Here is a 19,307-nt window from a genome sequence, read left to right as displayed (position 1 = left end):
AGATGGAATTATGAACCGCCTGAACAACAAAGTTGCAATCGTAACCGGCGCAAGCTCGGGTATCGGCCGTTCGACGGCCAAGTTGTTTGCCGCCGAAGGCGCCAAGGTCGTGGTCGGCGCCCGCCGTCAAGCGGAGCTCGATAGCCTCGTTGCCGAAATCAAGGAAGCCGGTGGCACTGCCATCGCAGTTGCGGGCGACGTACGCTCGGAGGATTACCACCAGGCACTCGTTGACGCTGCCGTCGGCAATTACGGCAAGCTCGACATCGCCTTCAACAATGCCGGCATCCTCGGCGAAGCGGGCCCGAGCACCGAGGTTTCCGAAGCAGGCTTTACCGAAGCGCTGACAATCAACCTCGTCGCCTCGTTCCTTGCCGCCAAGCACCAGATCGGCGCCATGGTCAAGACTGGCGGCGGCTCGGTGATCTTCACCTCGACATTCGTCGGCTACAGCTTCTCCTTCCCCGGCGTTGCCGGCTATGCAGCCAGCAAATCCGGCCTGATCGGTCTGACGCAGACGCTCGCCGCCGAATTCGGTGCGCAAAATGTGCGCGTCAATGCCGTGCTTCCCGGCGGCGTAGACACTGACATGTATCGCGAGATGAACGATACCGAAGACAAACAAGGCTTCATCACCAACCTGCACGCGCTGAAGCGCGTTGCCAAGCCGGAAGAGATTGCGCAATCGGTGCTTTACCTCGCCTCGGACGACTCGAGCTTCGTCAGCGGCACGGCGTCGCTGGTCGATGGCGGCGCATCGATCACCCGCACGTAAGTCTTTCAACATCGAAGCAAGGCCGCGGCACGAGAGCGCCGCGGCCTTTCGCGTCAGCGGGTTTCGATCAGCGTGCGGATCGCCGTTTCGAAGTCCGTCTTCGCCTTTCGCGAACCGCTCGCGCCGGCTTCGAACTCGATCCAGCCTTCGTTGAAACCGTCGAGCATGCGCATGCGCGGGCCGGGGTTCTGCATGCCCTGCGAAAGGAACAGTTCGTTCCAGCTTTCCCTTGCAACCGCCTCAACATGGACATGTCGGCCGAGTGCGGCCGAAAAGGCTTCAGCCATCTGCAACGGCGTGATGCGGCAGGGACCTTCCAGTTCGACGACTCGGCGCCCCGTCCAGATTTCCTGCAGCAATCCGGCGGCGGTCGCGCCGACATCGCGAACTGCGACCATCGGCACCGGCTTGTCGAGCGGCTGAAGGAAGCTCGGCATGACGCCGCTTTCCTGCGCTGAAGCGATATCCCAGGCGGAATTCTCCATGAACCAGGCGGCCCGCAGGAACGCGACCGGCACCGGCAGCGCGGAAAAGACCTGCTCGGCAATACCGAGCTGGGTCAGAAGATTTTCCTGCTGCGCCTGAGCGCCGACAGTGGAGAGGCAAACGATCTTCTTCGGGCTTGCCGCAATCACCGCTGCCTTCACCGCCTCAATGATGGCGCGCGCCTGCGGAAAGCCCGGTGCCGGATCGAAGGCAGGTGGCAGCAGCACGAAGACGCCTTCGGCACCCTCGAAAGCTTTGGCGAGCGCATCCGCATCCGTCATCTCGGCGATCGCGATTTCAGCGCCACGATCCCGCCACGCCTTTCCCTTTTCCGCATTGCGCATCACGGCGCGCACGGCATGGCCTTCAGCCAGCAATCGCTCGGCCACCACCGCGCCGACCTGACCCGTCACTCCAGTTACTGCAAACATCGTCACGCTCCTTTACCGGCAGCAACAGGCCGCCGCGATGCGCGGAAGATGCACGCAATTCATTTTTGACTGAATTGCGATTTTGTCATATTATTCATGACAGAAAATCACGGATCAGATGATGTTGGACGGACGACTGCTGAATGGTGTCAGCGTGCTGGCGGCGGTGGTCGAAAGCGGCAGTTTTGCGCGTGCCGCCGAGGCACTTGGTTTAACCGCATCGGGGGTCAGCCGTGCCGTATCGCGGCTGGAGGGGCGGATCGGCGTCCGGCTCCTCGACAGGACGACGCGGTCGCTCAGATTGACCGATGACGGCGCGCGCTTCTACGAACAGGTCGTACCCCTGCTCGGCGGCATCGAAGAAGCGGCCAGTTATGCCGCTGGCACCGCACAGGCGGTGCGCGGGCGCCTTCGCGTCAACGCCGATCCCTATTTCTCCAGGCTGATCCTGGCGCCGGAGCTTGGCACCTTTCTTGATCGCTATCCTGATCTCCGGCTCGAAATCATCACCCGCAACGAGATCGGCGACCTGGTGGCCGATGGCATGGATGTGGCGGTGCGCTTCGGAGAGATCCCGGCCAGAAGCGCGCTGATTTCCCGGCAGCTATTTCGCACACGGGTCATCACGGTCGCGGCCCCAGCCTATCTCGAACGCTATGGACGCCCCCGGCTGCCGGCCGATCTCGCCGATCACACCTGCATCCAGTATCAGGACCCGCTCACTGGAAAGCCCTTCGAATGGGAACTGCGGCGCGGCGAGGAAGTGGTGCCGATCGCCACGCGCGGGCGGATCCTCGTCAACGATGCCGGGACGACGCTTGCCACATGTCTCGCCGGCATCGGCATTGCCCAGGTGTTTTCGCTCGGCATGAAGCCCTATCTCGATAGCGGACAACTGGTCGATCTCTACCCGGATTGGCCGGGCGAAACCTTTCCGCTGCACTGCTTCTACCCGTCTCGGCATCACGTGCCGGCCAAGGTCCGGGCCTTCATCGACTTCTGCGCCGAAATCGCCCGCTAGATGTCGCTGGTGAGACTTGTTTCCGGGTGCCGCCAGGCCTATCAACGATGCTGAAATCCACTTCATCTTCCGGCCTTCGCGTCTCCGGTGCCCCATGCTTCTCGGTATTCTTTGCGGCCTCGCCACCTGTGCGTTGTGGGGGCTGACTTTCGTCGTGCCGCGCGCCATCGCGCCGTTCACGACCATGGATCTGACGGTCACGCGCTATGGACTGTTTGCGCTAGCCAGCATCGTGCTGATGGTCAGCCCGCGATTCCGGCCGAAGAATATCAGGCCGCGCATGGCGATCACCGCCCTATTGCTCGGCGGCATCGGCTATGTCGGCTATTTCGTCAGCGTCGCCTATGCGGTGCGGCTTGCGGGCGCGGCCATTCCGCCGCTCGTTATCGGCACCATGCCGGTACTGCTCGCCATCATCGCCAACCTGCGCGACCGCTCGGTTGCCTGGAAGCTGCTGGCGCTGCCGCTGATCCTGATCGCGACCGGCATCGGCTGGGTCAATGTCTCGATCTTCGCGGCAACGCCTTCGGGCGACCAGAGCGCGATCTGGCTCGGCATCGGATCGGCGCTGATTGGCCTGACGCTCTGGGTGATCTACGGGCTGGCGAGCACGGCGGCGATGCAATCGCCCGATGCGCCGGATATCCTGCAATGGACGGGCTTGCAGGGCATAGGCGCCGGGATCGGCTGCCTGGTGCTCATTCCCTTTACCTCCATCGGGACTGATATCGTCTTCACCGGAGCGGAACTTCTGCGCTTCATCCTCTGGTCGCTGATCATGGGGCTGGCCGGCGCCTGGCTTGCAACCCTGCTCTGGATGATCGCCTCCAAGCGGCTGCCGCTGGCGCTTGCTGCCCAGCTGATCGTGGCGGAAACGGTGTTCGGCCTGATCTTCGGCTTCCTGTTCGAGCAGCGGCTGCCGACGGTTGCCGAAGCAGGCGGCTCGATCCTGCAGCTTGCCGGCGTTGGCTTGGCGATTGCCATCTTCACGCCCTCCCGCAAGCGGCAGGCCCACTAACCAGCCGCGCATTGCATGTTATTCGCCAAAGGCTTAGGGTCGTTCGACCAATAGGACGACGGGTAAAAGGCCATGGCTCTCAGCGGCAAACGCATCCTGCTTATCATCTCGGGTGGCATCGCGGCCTATAAGAGCCTCGACCTGATCCGCAGGCTGCGTGAACGCGGCGCATCGGTGCGCCCGGTCATGACATCAGGCGCGCAGGAATTCGTGACGCCGCTTGCCGTCGGCGCGCTTGCTGCCGATCATGTCTTCACCGATCTCTTTTCCCGGCAGGACGAACAGGACGTCGGACATATCCGCCTGGCGCGCGATTGCGATCTGGTACTGATCGCGCCGGCGACCGCCGATCTGCTGGCGAAGATGGCGAATGGGCTGGCCGACGATCTTGCCTCGACCGTGTTGCTTGCGACCGACAAGCCGGTGCTTGCCGCGCCTGCGATGAACCCGAGGATGTGGGCGCATCCGGCCACCCGGCGCAACGTCGCGACCCTTATTGCCGACGGCATCCGCATGATCGGGCCGATGGCCGGCGAGATGGCCGAGAGCCGCGAGGCCGGTGTCGGCCGAATGGCGGAGCCGCTGGAAATCGTCGCCGCAGCCGAGGCGCTTCTGGACGACGGACCGAAGCCGCTTGCCGGACGAAAGGCTGTGGTCACGTCAGGCCCGACCCACGAGCCGATCGACCCGGTCCGTTACATCGCCAACCGCTCTTCCGGGCGCCAGGGGCATGCGATCGCGGCCGCACTTGCCAAGCTCGGCGCCGATGTGACGCTGGTTTCGGGACCGGTGACCATCCCAGATCCTGCCGGCGTGAAGACCATCCATGTCGAGCGGGCCGAAGAAATGCGCGACGCCGTGCTGGCAGCGCTGCCTGCCGATATCGCCGTGATGGTGGCTGCCGTTGCCGACTGGCGGGTGGCCTCGGCCGCCGACCAGAAGATCAAGAAGCATCCCGGCGAATCCATCCCGACACTGGCGCTGACCGAGAATCCGGACATCCTCAAAACCGTCGGCCATCATACGATGCGGCCGAAGATCGTCGTCGGTTTTGCGGCCGAAACGCAGGATGTCGAGAGCAATGCCAAGACCAAACTGGAGCGCAAGGGTGCCGACATGATCGTCGCCAATGACGTCTCTCCGGCGACCGGCATCATGGGCGGGACGCGTAACAGTGTGAAGCTCATCAGCCGCGCAGGCATCGACCAATGGCCCGATATGGCGAAAGACGATGTGGCAGAAAAGCTTGCTGCCCTGATCGCCGAAAGGCTCAGGCAGGGATAGCGAGGCTTGCTGCTCTTTCCACCCGCCGTTCGGGCTGGAACGGCGCGATCGTGATTCCCGCCTCGTTGACGGTGACGGCGCTGCCATCCGGGATTTCCATCCAGGCATCGACATCGTCATTCAGCGGCTCCGACACCAGGCAATGACCCATCCGCATCGGAGATGCATAAAGGGTCGGCGCCTTGCGGTCCGTCGCATAGCGGATGCCGTAGAGCGATGCGCCATCGGAAAAGGCGGCGGTGAAGCGGAGATGGGCATCACCGAGAATGTTTTCGGCCAGTCCTTCGACGAAGCTCACCATCTCCGACATGGCGGCGACCGGCGCCTGACGGAGGCCGAACTGCATGGCGAGCAGAAACATCAGCTCCGAATCCGTCGTGCCGCTTCTGGCGTGGAAGAGCTCGTCATCGAGCATCGCTTCCATCGGCCGGCGCAGCCTCTCGAAGCCGCCAATCTGGCCATTGTGCATGAACGACCAGTTTTCGTGGGTGAAGGGGTGGCAATTGTCGCGGCGCGTACCGCCGCCGGTCGCGGCGCGCACATGGGCGAGGAACAGCGGTGAGCGGATCTGGCGCGCCAGGCTCTTCAGATTGCAATCGGCCCACGCCGGAAGAATATCGCGGTAGCGACCAGGTTCCGGGCGGTCGCCGTACCAGGCGATGCCGAAACCATCGCCGTTGGTGGCGGTCTTGGCGCGGGTGGCGCAATGCGACTGTTCGATCAGCGAATGGGCGGGCGACGACACCAGCTCCTCCAGATAGAGGGGGTCTCCGCGATAGGCTGCCCAACGACACATGCTCTTTGCTCCAGCCCGCCGTCTCTGCAGCAGGAATGCCCGAAAACACGAGGCCCGATTGTCGGGCGACGTGGTGAATAAAAACTTAAGGGTTGTAGAGCTGGCAAGCGTTTGTGACGGATTGTTGGCAAGGCCGGCGATCACATTGCGTAGCCGCCAGCATTTCAGCGTGAACGGCGAGACCAATAAGCGTGGTGGCATCGCGCTGATTATTCTTGGAAAACACCTTTGAGACGTAGCGGGGAAAACCCACGCCATTCTCGCCACTTCGGCCGGACTGCCGATTTTTTCTTGCATCGACGGCGAATCGGCCTACCTTCAAGGTGTGTTCAACGAAATGAAAGGAAGGTGATCCAATGTCTAATGAGATTTCGGTCTTTGTAGCAGGCATGGAAGTGGTGACGAAAGCGGGGCAGCCCTCGCTCTAAAGCCTACCTTCCTAGGATCGCTTTGACGGTCCGGCCAGTTCAAGGCCAAACTCATGAAAAGGGTCGCGAAAGCGGCCCTTTTTCACGTCCGGCAGAATCCATTTGACCCCATCAGCCACCCGGCATATTCATAAAGTCATCTGATGACTTTATGAATATGCCGATGCAGCCTCTGAGCAAGACCAATCTCGCCGATACGGCAATCGAAGCGATCCGCAGCGAAATCGTCGCCAAGCGCTGGGCCGTGGGTGAAAAACTGCCGAACGAGGCTGCCCTCTGCAGCATGCTGTCCGTCAGCCGCGGGACCGTGCGCGAGGCAGTTCGCGTCCTGGCGTCACAGGGATATCTTGAGACGAGACAGGGGTCCGGCACCTACGTGCTGTCGACCGCCGACGCCAGCCGGCCGCTCACCATGGCGAGACGCTCAAGCCTGCGCGACCAGTTCGAGGCGCGTTGCGCGCTGGATGTCGAGGCTGCGCGTCTGGCGAGCCTCCGGCAGACGCCGGAGATTATCGCCGGATTGCGGGCGCTGCTCGAAAAGCGCGGCAACTACGAGGGCGGCGACAAGGCTGCCTTCATCAGGCGCGATCTGGCTTTTCATCAGGCGGTTATCGCCGCATCGCAAAACCGCGCGATGATCGAAATATACGATTTCTTCTCCGCATCGATCGCCGAGACCATCGAGGCGACGCTCGGCCAGGACGTGCCGGAGCCGGATATGCAGGCGCATGCCGATATCGTCGATGCCATCGAAACAGGCGATCCCGAACGGGCGGATGCGGCGGTTCGCCGCTTCATGGCCCCCGTCATCGCCGCACTGGACCGGATGCTGCTTTCATGAATACCCCTCACGCCGATGCCGCGCATGCTTTCGATGCGTCCGGCGAGCAACTGATCGATGCCGAAGCAGACAGCGTGCCGCCGGTTCAGCCACCTGCGAAACTTTCCGCAACAGCCCGCATATTGCTTGGCGTGAGTCTGGTGCTGATTGCCTTCAATCTCCGGCCAGTCTTTTCCAGCGCTTCAGCGCTGCTTCCCGAGATTCGCTCCGGCCTCGGTCTTTCGGCGCTCGGCGCCAGCCTGCTCACCACCCTGCCGGTCGTCTGCCTCGGCGCCTTTTCGCCGCTCGCACCACGGCTTGCCCAGCGGATCGGCTCGGAGCGGACGCTTCTCGGCGTCATCTTCCTGCTGGCGCTTGGAACGGCGATGCGCGGGCTGAACTCGATACCGCTGCTGTTTCTGGGAACTGCCCTTGCCGGCGGCTGCATCGCCGTCGGCAACGTGCTGCTGCCGGGTCTGGTGAAGCGCGACTTTGCAGACCGGGCCGCGCTGATGACCGGTTGCTACACCATGGCGCTCTGCGCCGGTGCTGCCAGCGCCGCCGGGCTGACGCTGCCGGCCGAGCATATGCTGGGCGGCTCTCTTTCCGGTGCGCTTGCCATCTGGGCCCTACCCGCCCTTGCCGTCGGACTGATCTGGCTTCCACAGGTGCTGCGCACCAAGAACACCGCCAAGCGCAGCGGCTTCCGTGTCGAAGGTCTCTGGCGCGACAGGCTCGCCTGGCAGGTGACGCTTTTCATGGGGCTGCAATCGGCCCTTGCCTACTGCGTCTTCGGCTGGCTGGTGCCGATTCTCCGCGAACGCGGCCTCGACGGCGTGACCGCCGGAGCGATCGTCTCCATGTCGGTCATGGTTCAGGCCGCGGCATGTCTGGTTGCGCCGCAGATCGCCGTGCGCGGCAAGGATCAGCGCGTCATCAACGCCTCGCTCTGCATCGTCGCCGTCGTTGCGCTGCTCGGTCTTCTGTTTGCGCCTCTCTGGACCGTCTGGTTCTGGGCGGCGCTGCAGGGCATCGGCCAGGGCGGGCTGATTGCCGTGGCGATGACCGCCATCGTGCTTCGCTCGCGCGATTCCCATGTCGCGGCCCATCTTTCCGGCATGGCGCAATGCGTCGGCTACCTGCTTGCCGCCATCGGCCCGCTTGTCGTCGGCATGATCCGCAGCTGGACGGGCAGTTTCGCCTGGTGCGCGGTGCTGTTCGTCATCCTCGGCCTTGGTGCTGCGATCAACGGCTGGAACGCCGGGCGGGCGCTGCATGTCAACGCAAGGACGATCGAGGCGCCTTAGGCAGACCTTTGCTACTTGGCGGATCAGCTGCGCTCACCTGAGGGATGAGCTGCGCTCACCCTGGGATCACCATGTCTTGATGAGCCTTCGCGGCAGGCGATGGTAGGTTAGCTCCGGGCTGGACCAATCCGCCGGAGGAGATCATTTGCCGCTTCGCTCTCTCATGCTGACGATCGCGCTCGCCGCATCCCTTGCCGCCGCACCGGCATTGTCCCAGGAACGCCCGGGCGTGCTGAAGCTGCTGCCCGGCGATGCTGTGACCGAGCACCAAGCGACGATCGGCGGCCGCAAGCTGGACTATACGGCAACCGCGGGAACACTCGATCTCTTCGGCCAGGACGGCAACCAGACGGGGGCGATCTTCTACACCGCCTATACCGCCAAGAATGGGGGTACAAATCGCCCAATCACCTTTGCGTTCAACGGTGGACCCGGGGCGGCATCTGCCTTTCTCCATCTCGGCCTCGTTGGCCCGCGCATTCTCGATTTCGGGCCGCAGGCGCGCGACGGCGCCAATGCCAGGCTCACCGACAATCCGCAGAGCTGGCTCGACTTTACCGATCTTGTGCTGATCGATCCGATCGGCACCGGCTGGAGCCGGACGGCGAAGGCCGACGATGCCAAGGATTATTACAACGTAGGCTCGGACGCGCAGAGCATCGCCAAGGCGATCGCGCTTTACGTTGCCCACAACAACCGCTCTAATTCGCCGAAATACCTGCTCGGCGAAAGTTATGGCGGTTTCCGCGCCGCACGGGTCGCGGGAGCCTTGCAGCAGAACCAGGGCATCATCGTTTCGGGCGCCGTCATGCTCTCCCCGCTCATCGAGGCGCAGTTGATGTTCAATGCCGACGAGTTCGCGTTGGGTGCCGCTCTGGAGCTCCCCTCGCTCGCAGCCGCCGACATGGACCGCCGCGGCGCCTTTTCGGAGGATGCGCAGCGCGAGGCGGAAAAATTCGCGCTCGGCGATTATCTGACGACGCTTGCCGGTCCGGAGCCAACCGGCGACACGGCAAAGGCCTTTTACGGCAAGATATCGGCGATAACCGGCATCCCGGAGGATGTCGTCACCCGCAACCGCGGCTTTCTGGGTGACGCCTATGCCAAGCATTCCGGCAAACCCGCCGGTGAGGTGATGAGCCCCTATGATGCGGCTTTCGCATCTCCCGATCCCTATCCGGAATCCGACTATGACCGCGGTGACGACGCCATCCTCGACGGGTTCACCCGCGCCTATGGCGGTGCGTTTTCCGGCTATGCCCGCAACGAACTCGGCTTCAAGACGGAGATGACCTATTCGCTGCTCGACAGCGATATCAGCCGTCAATGGGAATGGGGCGGACGCGGCGGCGGATCGCGGCTGCAGGCCAGTATAACCGGCGATATACGCCAGTTGCTGGCGTCAAACCCGTCCTTCCATCTGCTGATCGCGCATGGCTACAGCGATCTTGTCACGCCCTATGGCGTCAGCCGCTATGTCGTCGATCACTTGCCGCAAAGTCTCGCTAAAGACCGCGTCAAGCTGGATGTCTATCGCGGCGGCCACATGTTCTACACGAATACCGAACAGCGGGCTGCCTTTACGGCCGATGCGAAGGCATTCTACGCGCAGAGCGGCACAGCGCAGCCCGCGGACTAGGCTCCGGTTGGCGCATGAGGGTTGCCGCAGTGCAGCACTGACCTAGATAGACCCCATGTCCTACCAAAAGCAGCCGCTTGTTATCGCGGAGCCGGATGCGGCTTCAGGCGAGGAGTCCATGCATGCCGCACTCGCCGGAGCGCCGCACGAATGGGCGCTCTTTCTCGATATCGACGGCACCTTGCTCGATCTCGCAGATACGCCTGACGGCATCGAAGTCCCCACCGGTCTCCCGCGCCAGCTCGACGCTCTCTCGCAAAAACTTGGCGGCGCGCTGGCGCTGGTCACGGGCCGCGGCCTTGCCTACGCGGACCGCCTATTTGCACCGCTCAGCTTTCCGATTGCCGGGTTGCACGGTGCCGAACGCCGCGATGCCGATGGAACGCTCACGACCGCCGCGGCAACCGCGGCCTTCGACGCCGTGAAGGCTGATCTCGCCGCCCAGACGGCCGGCTGGCCGGGCATCCTTATCGAGGACAAGGGTGCGGCGGTCGCCGCGCATTACCGTCAGGCGCCGGAGCGGGAAATCGATCTGGAGCCGCTGATGCAGCAGGCACTCGACCGTGCCGGCCCCGGCTGGCACATCCAGCATGGCAAGATGGTGATCGAAATCCGTCCCTCAAGCGCCGACAAGGGACATGCCGTCGAAGCCTTTCTTGCACAGCCGCCCTTCGAAGGACGGCGCGCCATCGCTATCGGCGACGACGTGACGGACGAGGCGATGTTTCGTGCCGTCAACCGGCTTGGTGGCCTGTCGATTCGTGTCGGCCCGCTTGCGCCTGCCAGCGAGGCGACGGCCTCCTTCCCGTCCGCAGCTGCGGTGCGCGATGTGATCGCCCGGCTGACGGCGTGAACCATTTCAGCATCTAAGACATTTTCTGAGAAAAGGATCCTTTCATGAGCCGTCTCGTCGTCGTTTCCAATCGCGTCCCCGTTCCCGAGAAGGGCGGCATTGCGCCCGCCGGTGGGCTTGCGGTTGCCCTCAAGGCAGCGCTCGAAGAGCGCGGCGGCATCTGGATGGGCTGGTCGGGGAATTCGAGCGGCGCCCAGGAGCCGGAAAAGCTGAAGGAAATCCAGCAGGGCAATATCACCTACGCGCTGACGGATCTCACCGATACCGATGTAGAGGAATATTACCACGGCTTTGCCAACCGCGTGCTCTGGCCGATCTGTCACTACCGGCTGGACCTCGCGGAGTACGGCCGCAAGGAGATGGCGGGATATTTTCGCGTCAACCGCTTCTTCGCCCACCGGCTTGCGCCGCTGATCAAGCCCGATGACGTCATCTGGGTGCATGACTATCACCTGATTCCGCTGGCAGCCGAGCTGCGGCAGATGGGGTTGAAAAACAAGATCGGCTTCTTCCTGCACATCCCCTGGCCGCCGGCGGATGTGCTGTTCACCATGCCGGTCCACGAAGAGATCATGCGCGGGCTATCCCATTACGATCTCGTCGGCTTCCAGACCGACCATGACCTCGAGAATTTTGCGGGCTGCCTGCGCCGCGAGGGCATTGGCGACGAGCTCGGCGATGGCCGCTTCAGTTCGCATGGGCGGACCTTCAAGGGCGGCGCCTATTCGATCGGCATCGAGACGGCAGCCTTTGCCGAATTCGCCCGCAAATCGGCAACCCACAGCATGGTCAGGAAAGCACGCGAGAGCATCGAGGGCCGCAGCCTGATTATCGGCGTCGACCGCCTCGACTATTCCAAGGGACTGACACAACGCATCGACGCTTTCGAGCATTTCATCCTGACAAACCCGGCGCAGCAGGGCCGCGTGACCTACCTTCAGATCACGCCGAAATCGCGCTCCGAAGTGCCGGAATACGAGGCGATGCAGCGGACTGTCGCCGAGCAGGCCGGGCGGGTGAACGGCGCTCTCGGCTCCGTCGACTGGGTGCCGATCCGCTATATCAACCGTTCGGTCGGACGCCCCATTCTCGCCGGTCTGTACCGGCTCGGCAAAGCCGGTCTCGTGACGCCATTGCGCGACGGCATGAATCTCGTCGCCAAGGAATATGTGGCGGCGCAGGATCCGGAGGATCCTGGTGTTCTGGTGCTTTCCCGCTTTGCCGGCGCTGCCCGCCAGCTGAAAGGCGCGCTGCTGGTGAACCCCTATGACATCGAGGGCACAGCCAACGCGCTGGCGCGCGCACTCAGCATGCCGCTGGAAGAGCGGCAGGAACGCTGGAAATTGATGATGGATCAGCTCCTCGAATTCGATGTGTCTCGATGGTGCAAGGATTTCCTGACAGATCTGGCGCCTTAGGTTTCACGCGGTCGCGACTTCGGATTGCAGCCACGCAACAAGCCTGCCGGTCTCCTCCGTCATCTCTTTCGGCGGCACCAGCCAGTAACCGCGGTCCGAGGCCTCGACCATCGGGCCGGCCGCGACCAGCATGCCTGATGCCAGCAGTGAGTCGACCAGCCCCATCCAGCCGATCGCAACACCCTGTTCGCCGATAGCGGCCTGCACCACTAGCGAATAGGTGTTGAAGCTGATCTCGCCGGGCGCGGCAGCGGCATTGCGGCTGATGGCGAACTCGTCAAGATAGCTCGTCCAGTCGAACCAGGGCGGCGTCCCGCGGGCATCCAGATGCAGAAGTCGCGCGACGGAGAGGCGCTCCGGCGTCCCGAGCGGACCGTGCCGCTCGGCAAAACCCGGCGAGCAGACCGGCACCACTTTTTCCGGCAACAGCAAGATGCCATGCCCGCCAAGCTCGCGCCCGCTTCCAAAGACGATCGCGGCGTCGCTTGCGTCCGGCGTGCCCTGTTCGACGAATTGGGTGGCGACGATCTGGATATCCATGCCGGGGTAGAGCTGGCGGAAGCCATGCATGCGCGGAATCAGCCAGAGCGACGAGAAGGCATAATCGGTGCGCAATCGCACCGTCGATCGCTCCGCCTCGTTGCGAAAACTGCGCGCAAGCGCGTCCACGTCTCCAACGGTGCGGGCGGCGGCATCGAAGAGCCTGCGGCCCTCGGCCGTCAATTCGACGCCACGATGACGTCGCTGCAGCAGGCTGACGTTCATCTGCTCTTCGAGGCGGCGGATCTGGTAGCTGACGGCTGGCTGCGTCAGCCCGAGGGCGCGAGCCGCCGACGACAGATTACCGAGCCTACCGATCTCCGCGAGAATGCGAAGCCATCCGAGATCCACCGGCCGCTCAGCCATAAAAAATCCTTTTGGCAAGCATCGAAAAATTTCAGCTTCACAAGGGTCGTGAGCCGTTGTTGAATAAAATGCTCGAATAGCAGGCGGAGCGCAACGGCCTTCGAAGACCGCGCTTGACCCTGCTCCACATCATTAGGACATGACAGCATGGCGCGCCCGAATATTCTCATCCTCATGGTCGACCAGTTCAACGGCACGCTGTTTCCAGATGGCCCTGCCGATTTCCTGCATGCGCCGCATCTGAAGGCGCTGGCCCAGCGCTCGGTACGCTTCGCCAATACTTATACGGCGAGCCCGCTCTGCGCCCCGGCGCGCGCCTCCTTCATGTCCGGCCAGCTGCCGAGCCGGACGCGCGTCTATGACAACGCCGCCGAATTCGCCTCCGATATTCCGACCTACGCCCATCACCTGCGTGCCGCCGGTTACCAGACTGCGCTATCCGGCAAGATGCATTTTGTCGGCCCCGACCAGCTTCACGGCTTCGAGGAACGGCTGACGACCGATATCTATCCGGCGGACTTCGGCTGGACGCCGGACTATACCAAGCCCGGCGAGCGCATCGACTGGTGGTACCACAATCTCGGCTCGGTCACCGGCGCGGGCGTCGCCGAAATCACCAACCAGATGGAATATGATGACGAGGTTGCCTACAACGCGACCCGCAAGCTTTACGACCTGTCACGCCACCAGGACGATCGGCCCTGGTGCCTGACCGTCAGCTTCACGCATCCGCACGACCCCTATGTCGCCCGGCGCAAGTTCTGGGATCTCTACGAGGATTGCCCGGCGCTCAACCCGGCCGTTGCGCCTCTGCCTTTCGAGGAACTCGATCCGCATTCGCAGCGCCTGCTCGAAGCCTGCGACTACAAGGCGTTCGATATCACGCCCGAGCAGATCCGCCGCGCAAGGCAGGGCTACTTCGCCAATATTTCCTATGTCGACGAGAAGATCGGCGAGATTCTCGATGTGCTTGATCGCAGCCGGATGGCAGACAACACCATCATCCTCTTCGTATCAGACCATGGCGACATGCTGGGTGACCGCGGCCTGTGGTTCAAGATGTGCTTCTTCGACGGCTCTGCCCGCGTGCCGCTGATGATCGCGGCGCCCGGCTGGACCCCGGCAAAGATCGACCGCCCGGTTTCGACGCTCGACGTGACGCCGACGCTCGCCGGTCTCGCCGGCCTCGACATCTCGTCGCTGAAGAAATGGACCGACGGCGAGAATCTGGCGCCGCTGGCAACCAGAACCGGCAGCCGTAGCCCGGTACCAATGGAGTATGCTGCGGAAGGGTCGATCGCCCCGCTTGTCGGCATCCGCGATGGCCGTTTCAAGCTTTCGCTTTGCGTCAAGGATCCGCCGATGCTGTACGATCTCGACGCCGATCCGCACGAGCTTAACAATCTCGCTGAGAACCCTGACTATGCTGAAGTCCTAGCGTCTCTGAAGGCGCAAGCCGATGCCCGCTGGAACCTTGAGACCTTCGACGCAGCCGTGCGTGAAAGCCAGGCCCGCCGCTGGGTGGTCTATGACGCGCTGCGCAACGGCGCCTATTACCCTTGGGACTATCAGCCGCTGCAGAAGGCATCGGAGCGCTACATGCGCAACCACATGGACCTCAACATTCTTGAAGAGAGCCAGAGGTATCCGCGCGGAGAGTGATTCTTCCGGCCTATTGCAGTGCCTTCGGCAGGGCCACCGCCGACCGGCGTTCGGCCGGCCAAAGCAAGGCGGCCATGAACAGACTGTAGAGCGTCGCGAGAATGATATAGCCGATGCGCGTGGCGAATGTTTCCGCCGCCGTACCGGGCAGCGGCGATATTCCCGATCCCAGGACCACGAGGAATATCGTCAATGCACCTGCAAACACCTTGGCGGACGACCGCGGCAACACCGCACTGCCGGCGAGGACCAGACTTACGGCGAAAACACTGAGGAACAAGAAAACCAGCGAGTGCCGCAGGGCGACGAAGCCGAAGACTACACTCGCCGCAGCGCCACCGAATATGTTGACAAGGATGAGGCCGAAGGCCGCTCTTGCGCCCGCAAGCAAATCCAGCTGCATCAGCATCGACGCTACGGTAATCGGTATGACCAGCGCTGTGGCGAAGCGATCATTTGTCAGGCAGATGGCGACAGCGCCCAGCAATATCGCTCCGCTTGCCAGCGCCCGGGGTATCGGTCTCTGATGATGGATAGCGGGCGGCTGACCGCTGCCAATAAGTCCGCGGTGGGGAAAGGCGGCGTGCGCTGCCCAGCCCCAGACGATACCCTCGACGATGCCCCCCACCAGCAGCGCGAGGATCGAGCTGCCGAGGTCGTAGTGCAGCAACGTCAGAAGCGGCAGCATGACGGCCACGACGAGGATCATGAATGGCAGAGCGCCTGCCCTTCCTGTCGCTTGCGCGAGAAAGCAAAGGAAGTAAATCGCGCCAAGGAAGGTGAGGATCACCGGTGGATTATCGGAGGTGACCGCCAGGAACATCTGCAGGCAGAGCCCGGCGAGCGACACAATCGATACCATGCCGAGGGCTTTGCCGAATGGCATCGGGCTCCGGTCCGTCAGCAGGAACTGAACCGCAAAGAGCGCGCCGAGAAACGGGATAACGTCTCCAACGGCAACGGACCAGGTGAACGAAAGCGTGGCGGCGAATGCCACGCGAAGACCTTGCGAAGCCTCAGGCGAATGCCACCAGCGATGACCCGATACGGCGTCAGCTAACATATGTCAGAACCGAGATGATGCGCATCCACAATGCGCCCAGCGCGTTGGTCACCGGATTGTCGCCGGTATAAATCACCACATTCGCCTGAGCGCCGTAGCGAATGCCCTTCGGCCGCTCGCCGTCGAGAATGAGCCGCACGGGGAAGCTCTGTGGCGTGCGGATCCAGCCGCCCTGATCCGATACTTTCGGCAGGCCCGTATTCGGATCGACATTGCCCTGAGCGACACCGAAACCGACGCTTTCGACATGAGCAGGAAACAGCTTTCCGGGCAGCGCATCGAACAGGATTTCCGCCTTGTTGCCGCTTGCGACATTCTCGAGGCTGTTCTCCTTGAAGTTGGCCGCTATCCAGATCGTGCCGGCGTCGATGAAGGTGATGGCGCTCTGTCCGGTGTTGACAAAGCCACCGACGGACAGCTGAAGATTGGTGACAACGCCATCGGCGGGCGCGAGCACGGTGGTGCGGAGCAGATCGAGCCTGGCCCGCTCCAGCGCTGCAAGAGCGTCCTGTAGCTGCGGGTTATCCTGGCCGGCCGGTCCGAGCTCTTTCTCGGCGCTCGCAAGTTCTGCATCGGCCGCAGCTGCTCCCGCCTGCGCCTGCTGGAGCGTGGTCCGCGCCTGATCCGCCCGCGTCTGCGCGATGACCCCGCGTTTCAGCAAGGCCTCCGAACGGTTGGCCTGTTCCAGCGCGTTATCGCGTACAGCGCGCGCTTCCACGACTTTCGCCTGGGCGCCATCGAGCGCGGCGATCGAGGCGCCGATCGACTGGCCGACCTTGGCGAGCTGCGCCTCTGCTTGCGCCAGCGCCAGTTCGTATTGCTGCGGATCGATGCGAAACAGCATCTGACCCTTGGCGACCGGGCTGTTGTCGGAAACCGCGACATCTACCACCCGGCCGGAAACTTCAGGCGCGATGCCGACCACATAGGCGTTGACCGCCGCCTGCGCCGTTATTGGCGTGCGGCGTTCCATGAAAACGGAAACCGCGAAGGTGAAGACAAGAAACACGAGGACGCAGACCGCGACCCGGCGCAACGGGTTTCGTGCGCTCACCGGCGCGGCAACGTCCTGCACAGCTCTGTTGTCCTGCTGATCCATTCGCCCCTCCCGAAATCTCTGCGAGAATGATCAGCTGGTTTGGACGCCCTCAGCGGTGTTTACCGCGCGCGCGGTCCGAACAAACAGGGCGCGGATCTTGCCCCAGAAATTGCCGCCGAGAACGAAGATGCTGGCAATCAGCATGAGATCGCCGAGCAGCTGAAACTCCCAGCGGTTCGGGCGAAAATCCGGCCAGATGTTATCGACATAGGGTTCGAACAGCGCAGAAACGAGCGGCAAGCAGAACATCACGAGGCCAATGACATGGCGCAGCGGACTGACGATCTCGTCTTTCAGCGATGGCAGATAGCCGCCGAGCGTCCGCTTCAATTCCTGAAAGCCAGCCTTGCCCATCACCGCGATCATCACGACAAGGATGATCTTGTTGCCGACGAAGATGGCGCCCGTCAGCGCCGCGACGCGCGCAGGCGGCATTCCGGACATCGCCAGAACCGGGATTGCAACGACCAGCAGTAACATCAGCGCAAAGAGCGCAATGCCACATTTGAAACGCCAGCCGCCACTCGCAGGCACATTCTCCAGCTCGATATTCGTGCTCACGTTCGCCAGCCCCCCATGGATGAACGATTTACGAATATCTAATGTACATTAGTATGATTGCGCAGTCATCCCAGCATTTCTGCGAGATCACGCCGCCTTGGCGACGTGATATTCCTTGATGGCATCCATCTTGATTGCCGGGAAACGCTCGGCTTCGTAACGCAGTGAGAAGCTGTCCTGCGCGAGGAACACCGGATCGCCGTCGAGATCGCGGGCGATATCGCCACGCTTGACCGTCAGGAACTTGTCGAGATCAGCGCCATTCTCGGACGAAACCCAGCGGCAGACCGAGAAGCGCGACATTTCGAAGGAGACCGGCAGGCCGTATTCCTGCTGCAGGCGTTCCTTCAACACGTCGAGCTGCAGAGCACCGACGACGCCGACGATCGCCGGTGAGCCATCCTCCGGCGAGAACAGCTGGACGACGCCTTCTTCGGCCATCTGCTGCAGCGCTTCCTTCAGCTTCTTTGCCTTCATCGCATCCTCGAGACGCACGCGGCGGAGAATTTCCGGTGAGAAGTTCGGTACGCCCTGGAAGACCAGCGGTTCGCCTTCGGTCAGCGTGTCGCCGATGCGCAGCGTGCCGTGGTTCGGGATGCCGACGACATCACCGGCATAGGCGGTATCGGCCAGCTGGCGCTGCGAGGCGAAGAAGAACTGCGGTGCAGTGAGGCCGAGCTGTTTGCCGGTGCGGGCGAGACGCGCCTTCATGCCGCGTTCCAGCTTGCCGGAGCAGATGCGGGCGAAGGCGATGCGGTCGCGGTGGTTCGGGTCCATGTTCGCCTGAATCTTGAAGACGAAAGCGGTCATCTTGTCTTCGTTGGCATGAACGGTACGGATATCGGCCACCTGGTCACGCGGCGGCGGCGCAAAATCGGCAAGCGCGTTGATCAGATCGCGCACACCCAGATTGCGCAGCGCCGAACCGAAAAAGACCGGCGTCATATGGCCTTCCAGAAATGCCTGGCGATCAAAGGGGCGGCACGCCTCCTTGGCGAGGTCGACCTCGTCGATGAAAGCCGCACGTTCGTTTTCCGGAAGGCGATCGGCCACGGCCTGCGGGCCATTGACCACGATCGCATCTTCCTTGTCCGATCCGCGCGCCCGGTTTGCGGCGAGGTGGTAAGTGCCGCAGAAGCTCTTCGAGCGGCCGATCGGCCAAGTGACCGGGGCGGTATCCAGTGCCAGCTTTTCCTCGACCTCATCGAGAATTTCGAAGACATCGCGGCTTTCACGGTCCATCTTGTTGATGAAGGTGATGATCGGGATGTCGCGCATGCGGCAGACTTCGAAGAGCTTCAGCGTCCGTGGCTCAATGCCCTTGGCGGCATCGATGACCATGATGGCGGCATCCACCGCCGTAAGGGTGCGGTAGGTATCGTCGGCGAAGTCTTCGTGACCGGGCGTATCGAGAATGTTGAAGACCTTGTCGGCATATTCGAAGGTCATCACCGAGGTGACGACGGAGATACCGCGTTCGCGCTCGATCTTCATCCAGTCGGAACGCGTCTGGATGCGGTCCTTCTTCGCCTTGACTTCGCCAGCGAGCTGAATGGCGCCGCCGAACAACAGTAGCTTTTCGGTCAGCGTCGTCTTGCCCGCGTCCGGGTGCGCGATAATAGCGAATGTGCGGCGGCGGGAGACCGCCTCGGCGAGTGTTTCGGCCATCATGTGAATCCTGTGGAATTGCGGGCTATCTAGCGATTTAGGCCGGGCTTTGCAATTGACCTTCGGCGGCCG

Annotated in this window: 18 protein-coding genes; 11 read left to right on the top strand and 7 right to left on the bottom strand. The window is 62.7% G+C overall.

The window, feature by feature from the left end; all coding sequences use genetic code 11:
• The first annotated feature begins 10 nt into the window (after positions 1–10).
• Entirely contained in the window at positions 11–775 is a 765-nt protein-coding gene (locus AC1DNK_RS01265; protein ID WP_477938928.1) for an SDR family oxidoreductase, read from the top strand.
• Between the two features lie 53 nt (positions 776–828).
• On the opposite strand, the gene AC1DNK_RS01260 is transcribed toward AC1DNK_RS01265, so the two are convergent.
• The gene (locus AC1DNK_RS01260; protein ID WP_477938926.1) at positions 829–1,692 is read right to left on the bottom strand and encodes an NmrA family NAD(P)-binding protein; all 864 of its coding nucleotides are present in this window, start codon (positions 1,690–1,692) and stop codon (positions 829–831) included.
• A 121-nt stretch (positions 1,693–1,813) separates the two neighbouring features.
• On the opposite strand from AC1DNK_RS01260, the gene AC1DNK_RS01255 reads away from it, so the two are divergent.
• The 3 genes from AC1DNK_RS01255 to coaBC all read left to right on the top strand — a co-directional run bounded on the left by AC1DNK_RS01255 (position 1,814) and on the right by coaBC (position 5,015).
• Entirely contained in the window at positions 1,814–2,713 is a 900-nt protein-coding gene (locus AC1DNK_RS01255; RefSeq protein ID WP_477939846.1) for a LysR family transcriptional regulator, read from the top strand.
• A 94-nt stretch (positions 2,714–2,807) separates the two neighbouring features.
• The gene (locus AC1DNK_RS01250) at positions 2,808–3,731 is read left to right on the top strand and encodes a DMT family transporter (protein WP_477938924.1); all 924 of its coding nucleotides are present in this window, start codon (positions 2,808–2,810) and stop codon (positions 3,729–3,731) included.
• Positions 3,732–3,803: 72 nt separating this feature from the next.
• Positions 3,804–5,015 carry a bifunctional phosphopantothenoylcysteine decarboxylase/phosphopantothenate--cysteine ligase CoaBC gene (gene coaBC / locus AC1DNK_RS01245; protein WP_477938922.1) on the top strand — a complete coding sequence of 404 codons (1,212 nt, stop codon included), beginning with the start codon at positions 3,804–3,806 and terminating at the stop codon, positions 5,013–5,015.
• On the opposite strand, the gene AC1DNK_RS01240 is transcribed toward coaBC, so the two are convergent.
• Positions 5,002–5,811, bottom strand: a complete 810-nt coding sequence (locus AC1DNK_RS01240; RefSeq protein WP_477938921.1) for a class II glutamine amidotransferase — start codon at positions 5,809–5,811, stop codon at positions 5,002–5,004. The two genes, coaBC and AC1DNK_RS01240, sit on opposite strands and share 14 nt — an antisense overlap.
• Positions 5,812–5,869: 58 nt before the next feature.
• Between AC1DNK_RS01240 and AC1DNK_RS01235 the strand changes: the two genes are divergently transcribed.
• The 6 genes from AC1DNK_RS01235 (at position 5,870) to otsA (ending at position 12,276) form a co-directional block, all read left to right on the top strand.
• On the top strand, positions 5,870–6,043 hold the full coding sequence (locus AC1DNK_RS01235) for a hypothetical protein (RefSeq protein WP_477938919.1): 174 nt from the start codon (positions 5,870–5,872) through the stop codon (positions 6,041–6,043).
• A 359-nt stretch (positions 6,044–6,402) separates the two neighbouring features.
• Positions 6,403–7,080, top strand: coding sequence for a FadR/GntR family transcriptional regulator (locus tag AC1DNK_RS01230; RefSeq protein ID WP_112538630.1), 678 nt, complete (start codon positions 6,403–6,405; stop codon positions 7,078–7,080).
• Positions 7,077–8,366: a CynX/NimT family MFS transporter gene (locus tag AC1DNK_RS01225; protein WP_112538393.1), complete on the top strand. Its 1,290-nt coding sequence runs from the start codon at positions 7,077–7,079 to the stop codon at positions 8,364–8,366. Before AC1DNK_RS01230 ends, AC1DNK_RS01225 begins: the two co-directional genes overlap by 4 nt.
• Positions 8,367–8,529: 163 nt before the next feature.
• A complete protein-coding gene (locus AC1DNK_RS01220; protein ID WP_477939844.1) occupies positions 8,530–10,005 on the top strand; it encodes a S10 family peptidase in 1,476 nt (491 codons plus the stop codon).
• 55 nt (positions 10,006–10,060) lie between these two features.
• Positions 10,061–10,858: a trehalose-phosphatase gene (gene otsB, locus AC1DNK_RS01215; RefSeq protein ID WP_477938916.1), complete on the top strand. Its 798-nt coding sequence runs from the start codon at positions 10,061–10,063 to the stop codon at positions 10,856–10,858.
• A gap of 44 nt (positions 10,859–10,902) precedes the next feature.
• On the top strand, positions 10,903–12,276 hold the full coding sequence (gene otsA / locus AC1DNK_RS01210) for an alpha,alpha-trehalose-phosphate synthase (UDP-forming) (RefSeq protein WP_477938914.1): 1,374 nt from the start codon (positions 10,903–10,905) through the stop codon (positions 12,274–12,276).
• A 3-nt stretch (positions 12,277–12,279) separates the two neighbouring features.
• Here otsA and AC1DNK_RS01205 read toward each other — a convergent pair whose 3' ends face one another.
• Positions 12,280–13,182, bottom strand: coding sequence for a choline sulfate utilization transcriptional regulator (locus AC1DNK_RS01205; protein ID WP_477938912.1), 903 nt, complete (start codon positions 13,180–13,182; stop codon positions 12,280–12,282).
• A gap of 147 nt (positions 13,183–13,329) precedes the next feature.
• On the opposite strand from AC1DNK_RS01205, the gene betC reads away from it, so the two are divergent.
• Entirely contained in the window at positions 13,330–14,844 is a 1,515-nt protein-coding gene (gene betC, locus AC1DNK_RS01200) for a choline-sulfatase (RefSeq protein ID WP_477938910.1), read from the top strand.
• 10 nt (positions 14,845–14,854) lie between these two features.
• Here the strand turns inward: betC and AC1DNK_RS01195 are convergent, their stop codons facing one another.
• The 4 genes from AC1DNK_RS01195 to AC1DNK_RS01180 form a co-directional block, all read right to left on the bottom strand.
• Positions 14,855–15,841: a DUF2955 domain-containing protein gene (locus tag AC1DNK_RS01195; protein WP_477938908.1), complete on the bottom strand. Its 987-nt coding sequence runs from the start codon at positions 15,839–15,841 to the stop codon at positions 14,855–14,857.
• A 55-nt stretch (positions 15,842–15,896) separates the two neighbouring features.
• Positions 15,897–17,006 carry an HlyD family secretion protein gene (locus AC1DNK_RS01190; protein WP_477938906.1) on the bottom strand — a complete coding sequence of 370 codons (1,110 nt, stop codon included), beginning with the start codon at positions 17,004–17,006 and terminating at the stop codon, positions 15,897–15,899.
• A gap of 30 nt (positions 17,007–17,036) precedes the next feature.
• Positions 17,037–17,567 carry a transporter suffix domain-containing protein gene (locus AC1DNK_RS01185; protein WP_477938904.1) on the bottom strand — a complete coding sequence of 177 codons (531 nt, stop codon included), beginning with the start codon at positions 17,565–17,567 and terminating at the stop codon, positions 17,037–17,039.
• A gap of 87 nt (positions 17,568–17,654) precedes the next feature.
• Positions 17,655–19,235, bottom strand: a complete 1,581-nt coding sequence (locus AC1DNK_RS01180) for a peptide chain release factor 3 (RefSeq protein WP_477939842.1) — start codon at positions 19,233–19,235, stop codon at positions 17,655–17,657.
• Positions 19,236–19,307: the final 72 nt, after the last annotated feature.

It is taken from the genome of Rhizobium sp. 01N424, assembly GCF_056399485.1.
The sequence above is the reverse complement of the archived record's forward strand: the minus strand, read 5'-3'. Positions and strand labels throughout refer to the sequence as shown.

What these genes read in the sequence shown, in the direction of transcription:
- AC1DNK_RS01260 (WP_477938926.1), bottom strand. Translation starts at nt 1,692, where the DNA reads ATGTTTGCAGTAACTGGAGTGACGGGTCAGGTCGGCGCGGTGGTGGCC.
- AC1DNK_RS01190 (WP_477938906.1), bottom strand. Translation starts at nt 17,006, where the DNA reads ATGGATCAGCAGGACAACAGAGCTGTGCAGGACGTTGCCGCGCCGGTG.
- coaBC (WP_477938922.1), top strand. Translation starts at nt 3,804, where the DNA reads ATGGCTCTCAGCGGCAAACGCATCCTGCTTATCATCTCGGGTGGCATC.
- AC1DNK_RS01240 (WP_477938921.1), bottom strand. Translation starts at nt 5,811, where the DNA reads ATGTGTCGTTGGGCAGCCTATCGCGGAGACCCCCTCTATCTGGAGGAG.
- AC1DNK_RS01250 (WP_477938924.1), top strand. Translation starts at nt 2,808, where the DNA reads ATGCTTCTCGGTATTCTTTGCGGCCTCGCCACCTGTGCGTTGTGGGGG.
- otsA (WP_477938914.1), top strand. Translation starts at nt 10,903, where the DNA reads ATGAGCCGTCTCGTCGTCGTTTCCAATCGCGTCCCCGTTCCCGAGAAG.
- betC (WP_477938910.1), top strand. Translation starts at nt 13,330, where the DNA reads ATGGCGCGCCCGAATATTCTCATCCTCATGGTCGACCAGTTCAACGGC.
- AC1DNK_RS01255 (WP_477939846.1), top strand. Translation starts at nt 1,814, where the DNA reads ATGTTGGACGGACGACTGCTGAATGGTGTCAGCGTGCTGGCGGCGGTG.
- AC1DNK_RS01180 (WP_477939842.1), bottom strand. Translation starts at nt 19,235, where the DNA reads ATGGCCGAAACACTCGCCGAGGCGGTCTCCCGCCGCCGCACATTCGCT.
- AC1DNK_RS01230 (WP_112538630.1), top strand. Translation starts at nt 6,403, where the DNA reads ATGCAGCCTCTGAGCAAGACCAATCTCGCCGATACGGCAATCGAAGCG.
- AC1DNK_RS01265 (WP_477938928.1), top strand. Translation starts at nt 11, where the DNA reads ATGAACCGCCTGAACAACAAAGTTGCAATCGTAACCGGCGCAAGCTCG.
- AC1DNK_RS01225 (WP_112538393.1), top strand. Translation starts at nt 7,077, where the DNA reads ATGAATACCCCTCACGCCGATGCCGCGCATGCTTTCGATGCGTCCGGC.
- otsB (WP_477938916.1), top strand. Translation starts at nt 10,061, where the DNA reads ATGTCCTACCAAAAGCAGCCGCTTGTTATCGCGGAGCCGGATGCGGCT.
- AC1DNK_RS01220 (WP_477939844.1), top strand. Translation starts at nt 8,530, where the DNA reads ATGCTGACGATCGCGCTCGCCGCATCCCTTGCCGCCGCACCGGCATTG.
- AC1DNK_RS01205 (WP_477938912.1), bottom strand. Translation starts at nt 13,182, where the DNA reads ATGGCTGAGCGGCCGGTGGATCTCGGATGGCTTCGCATTCTCGCGGAG.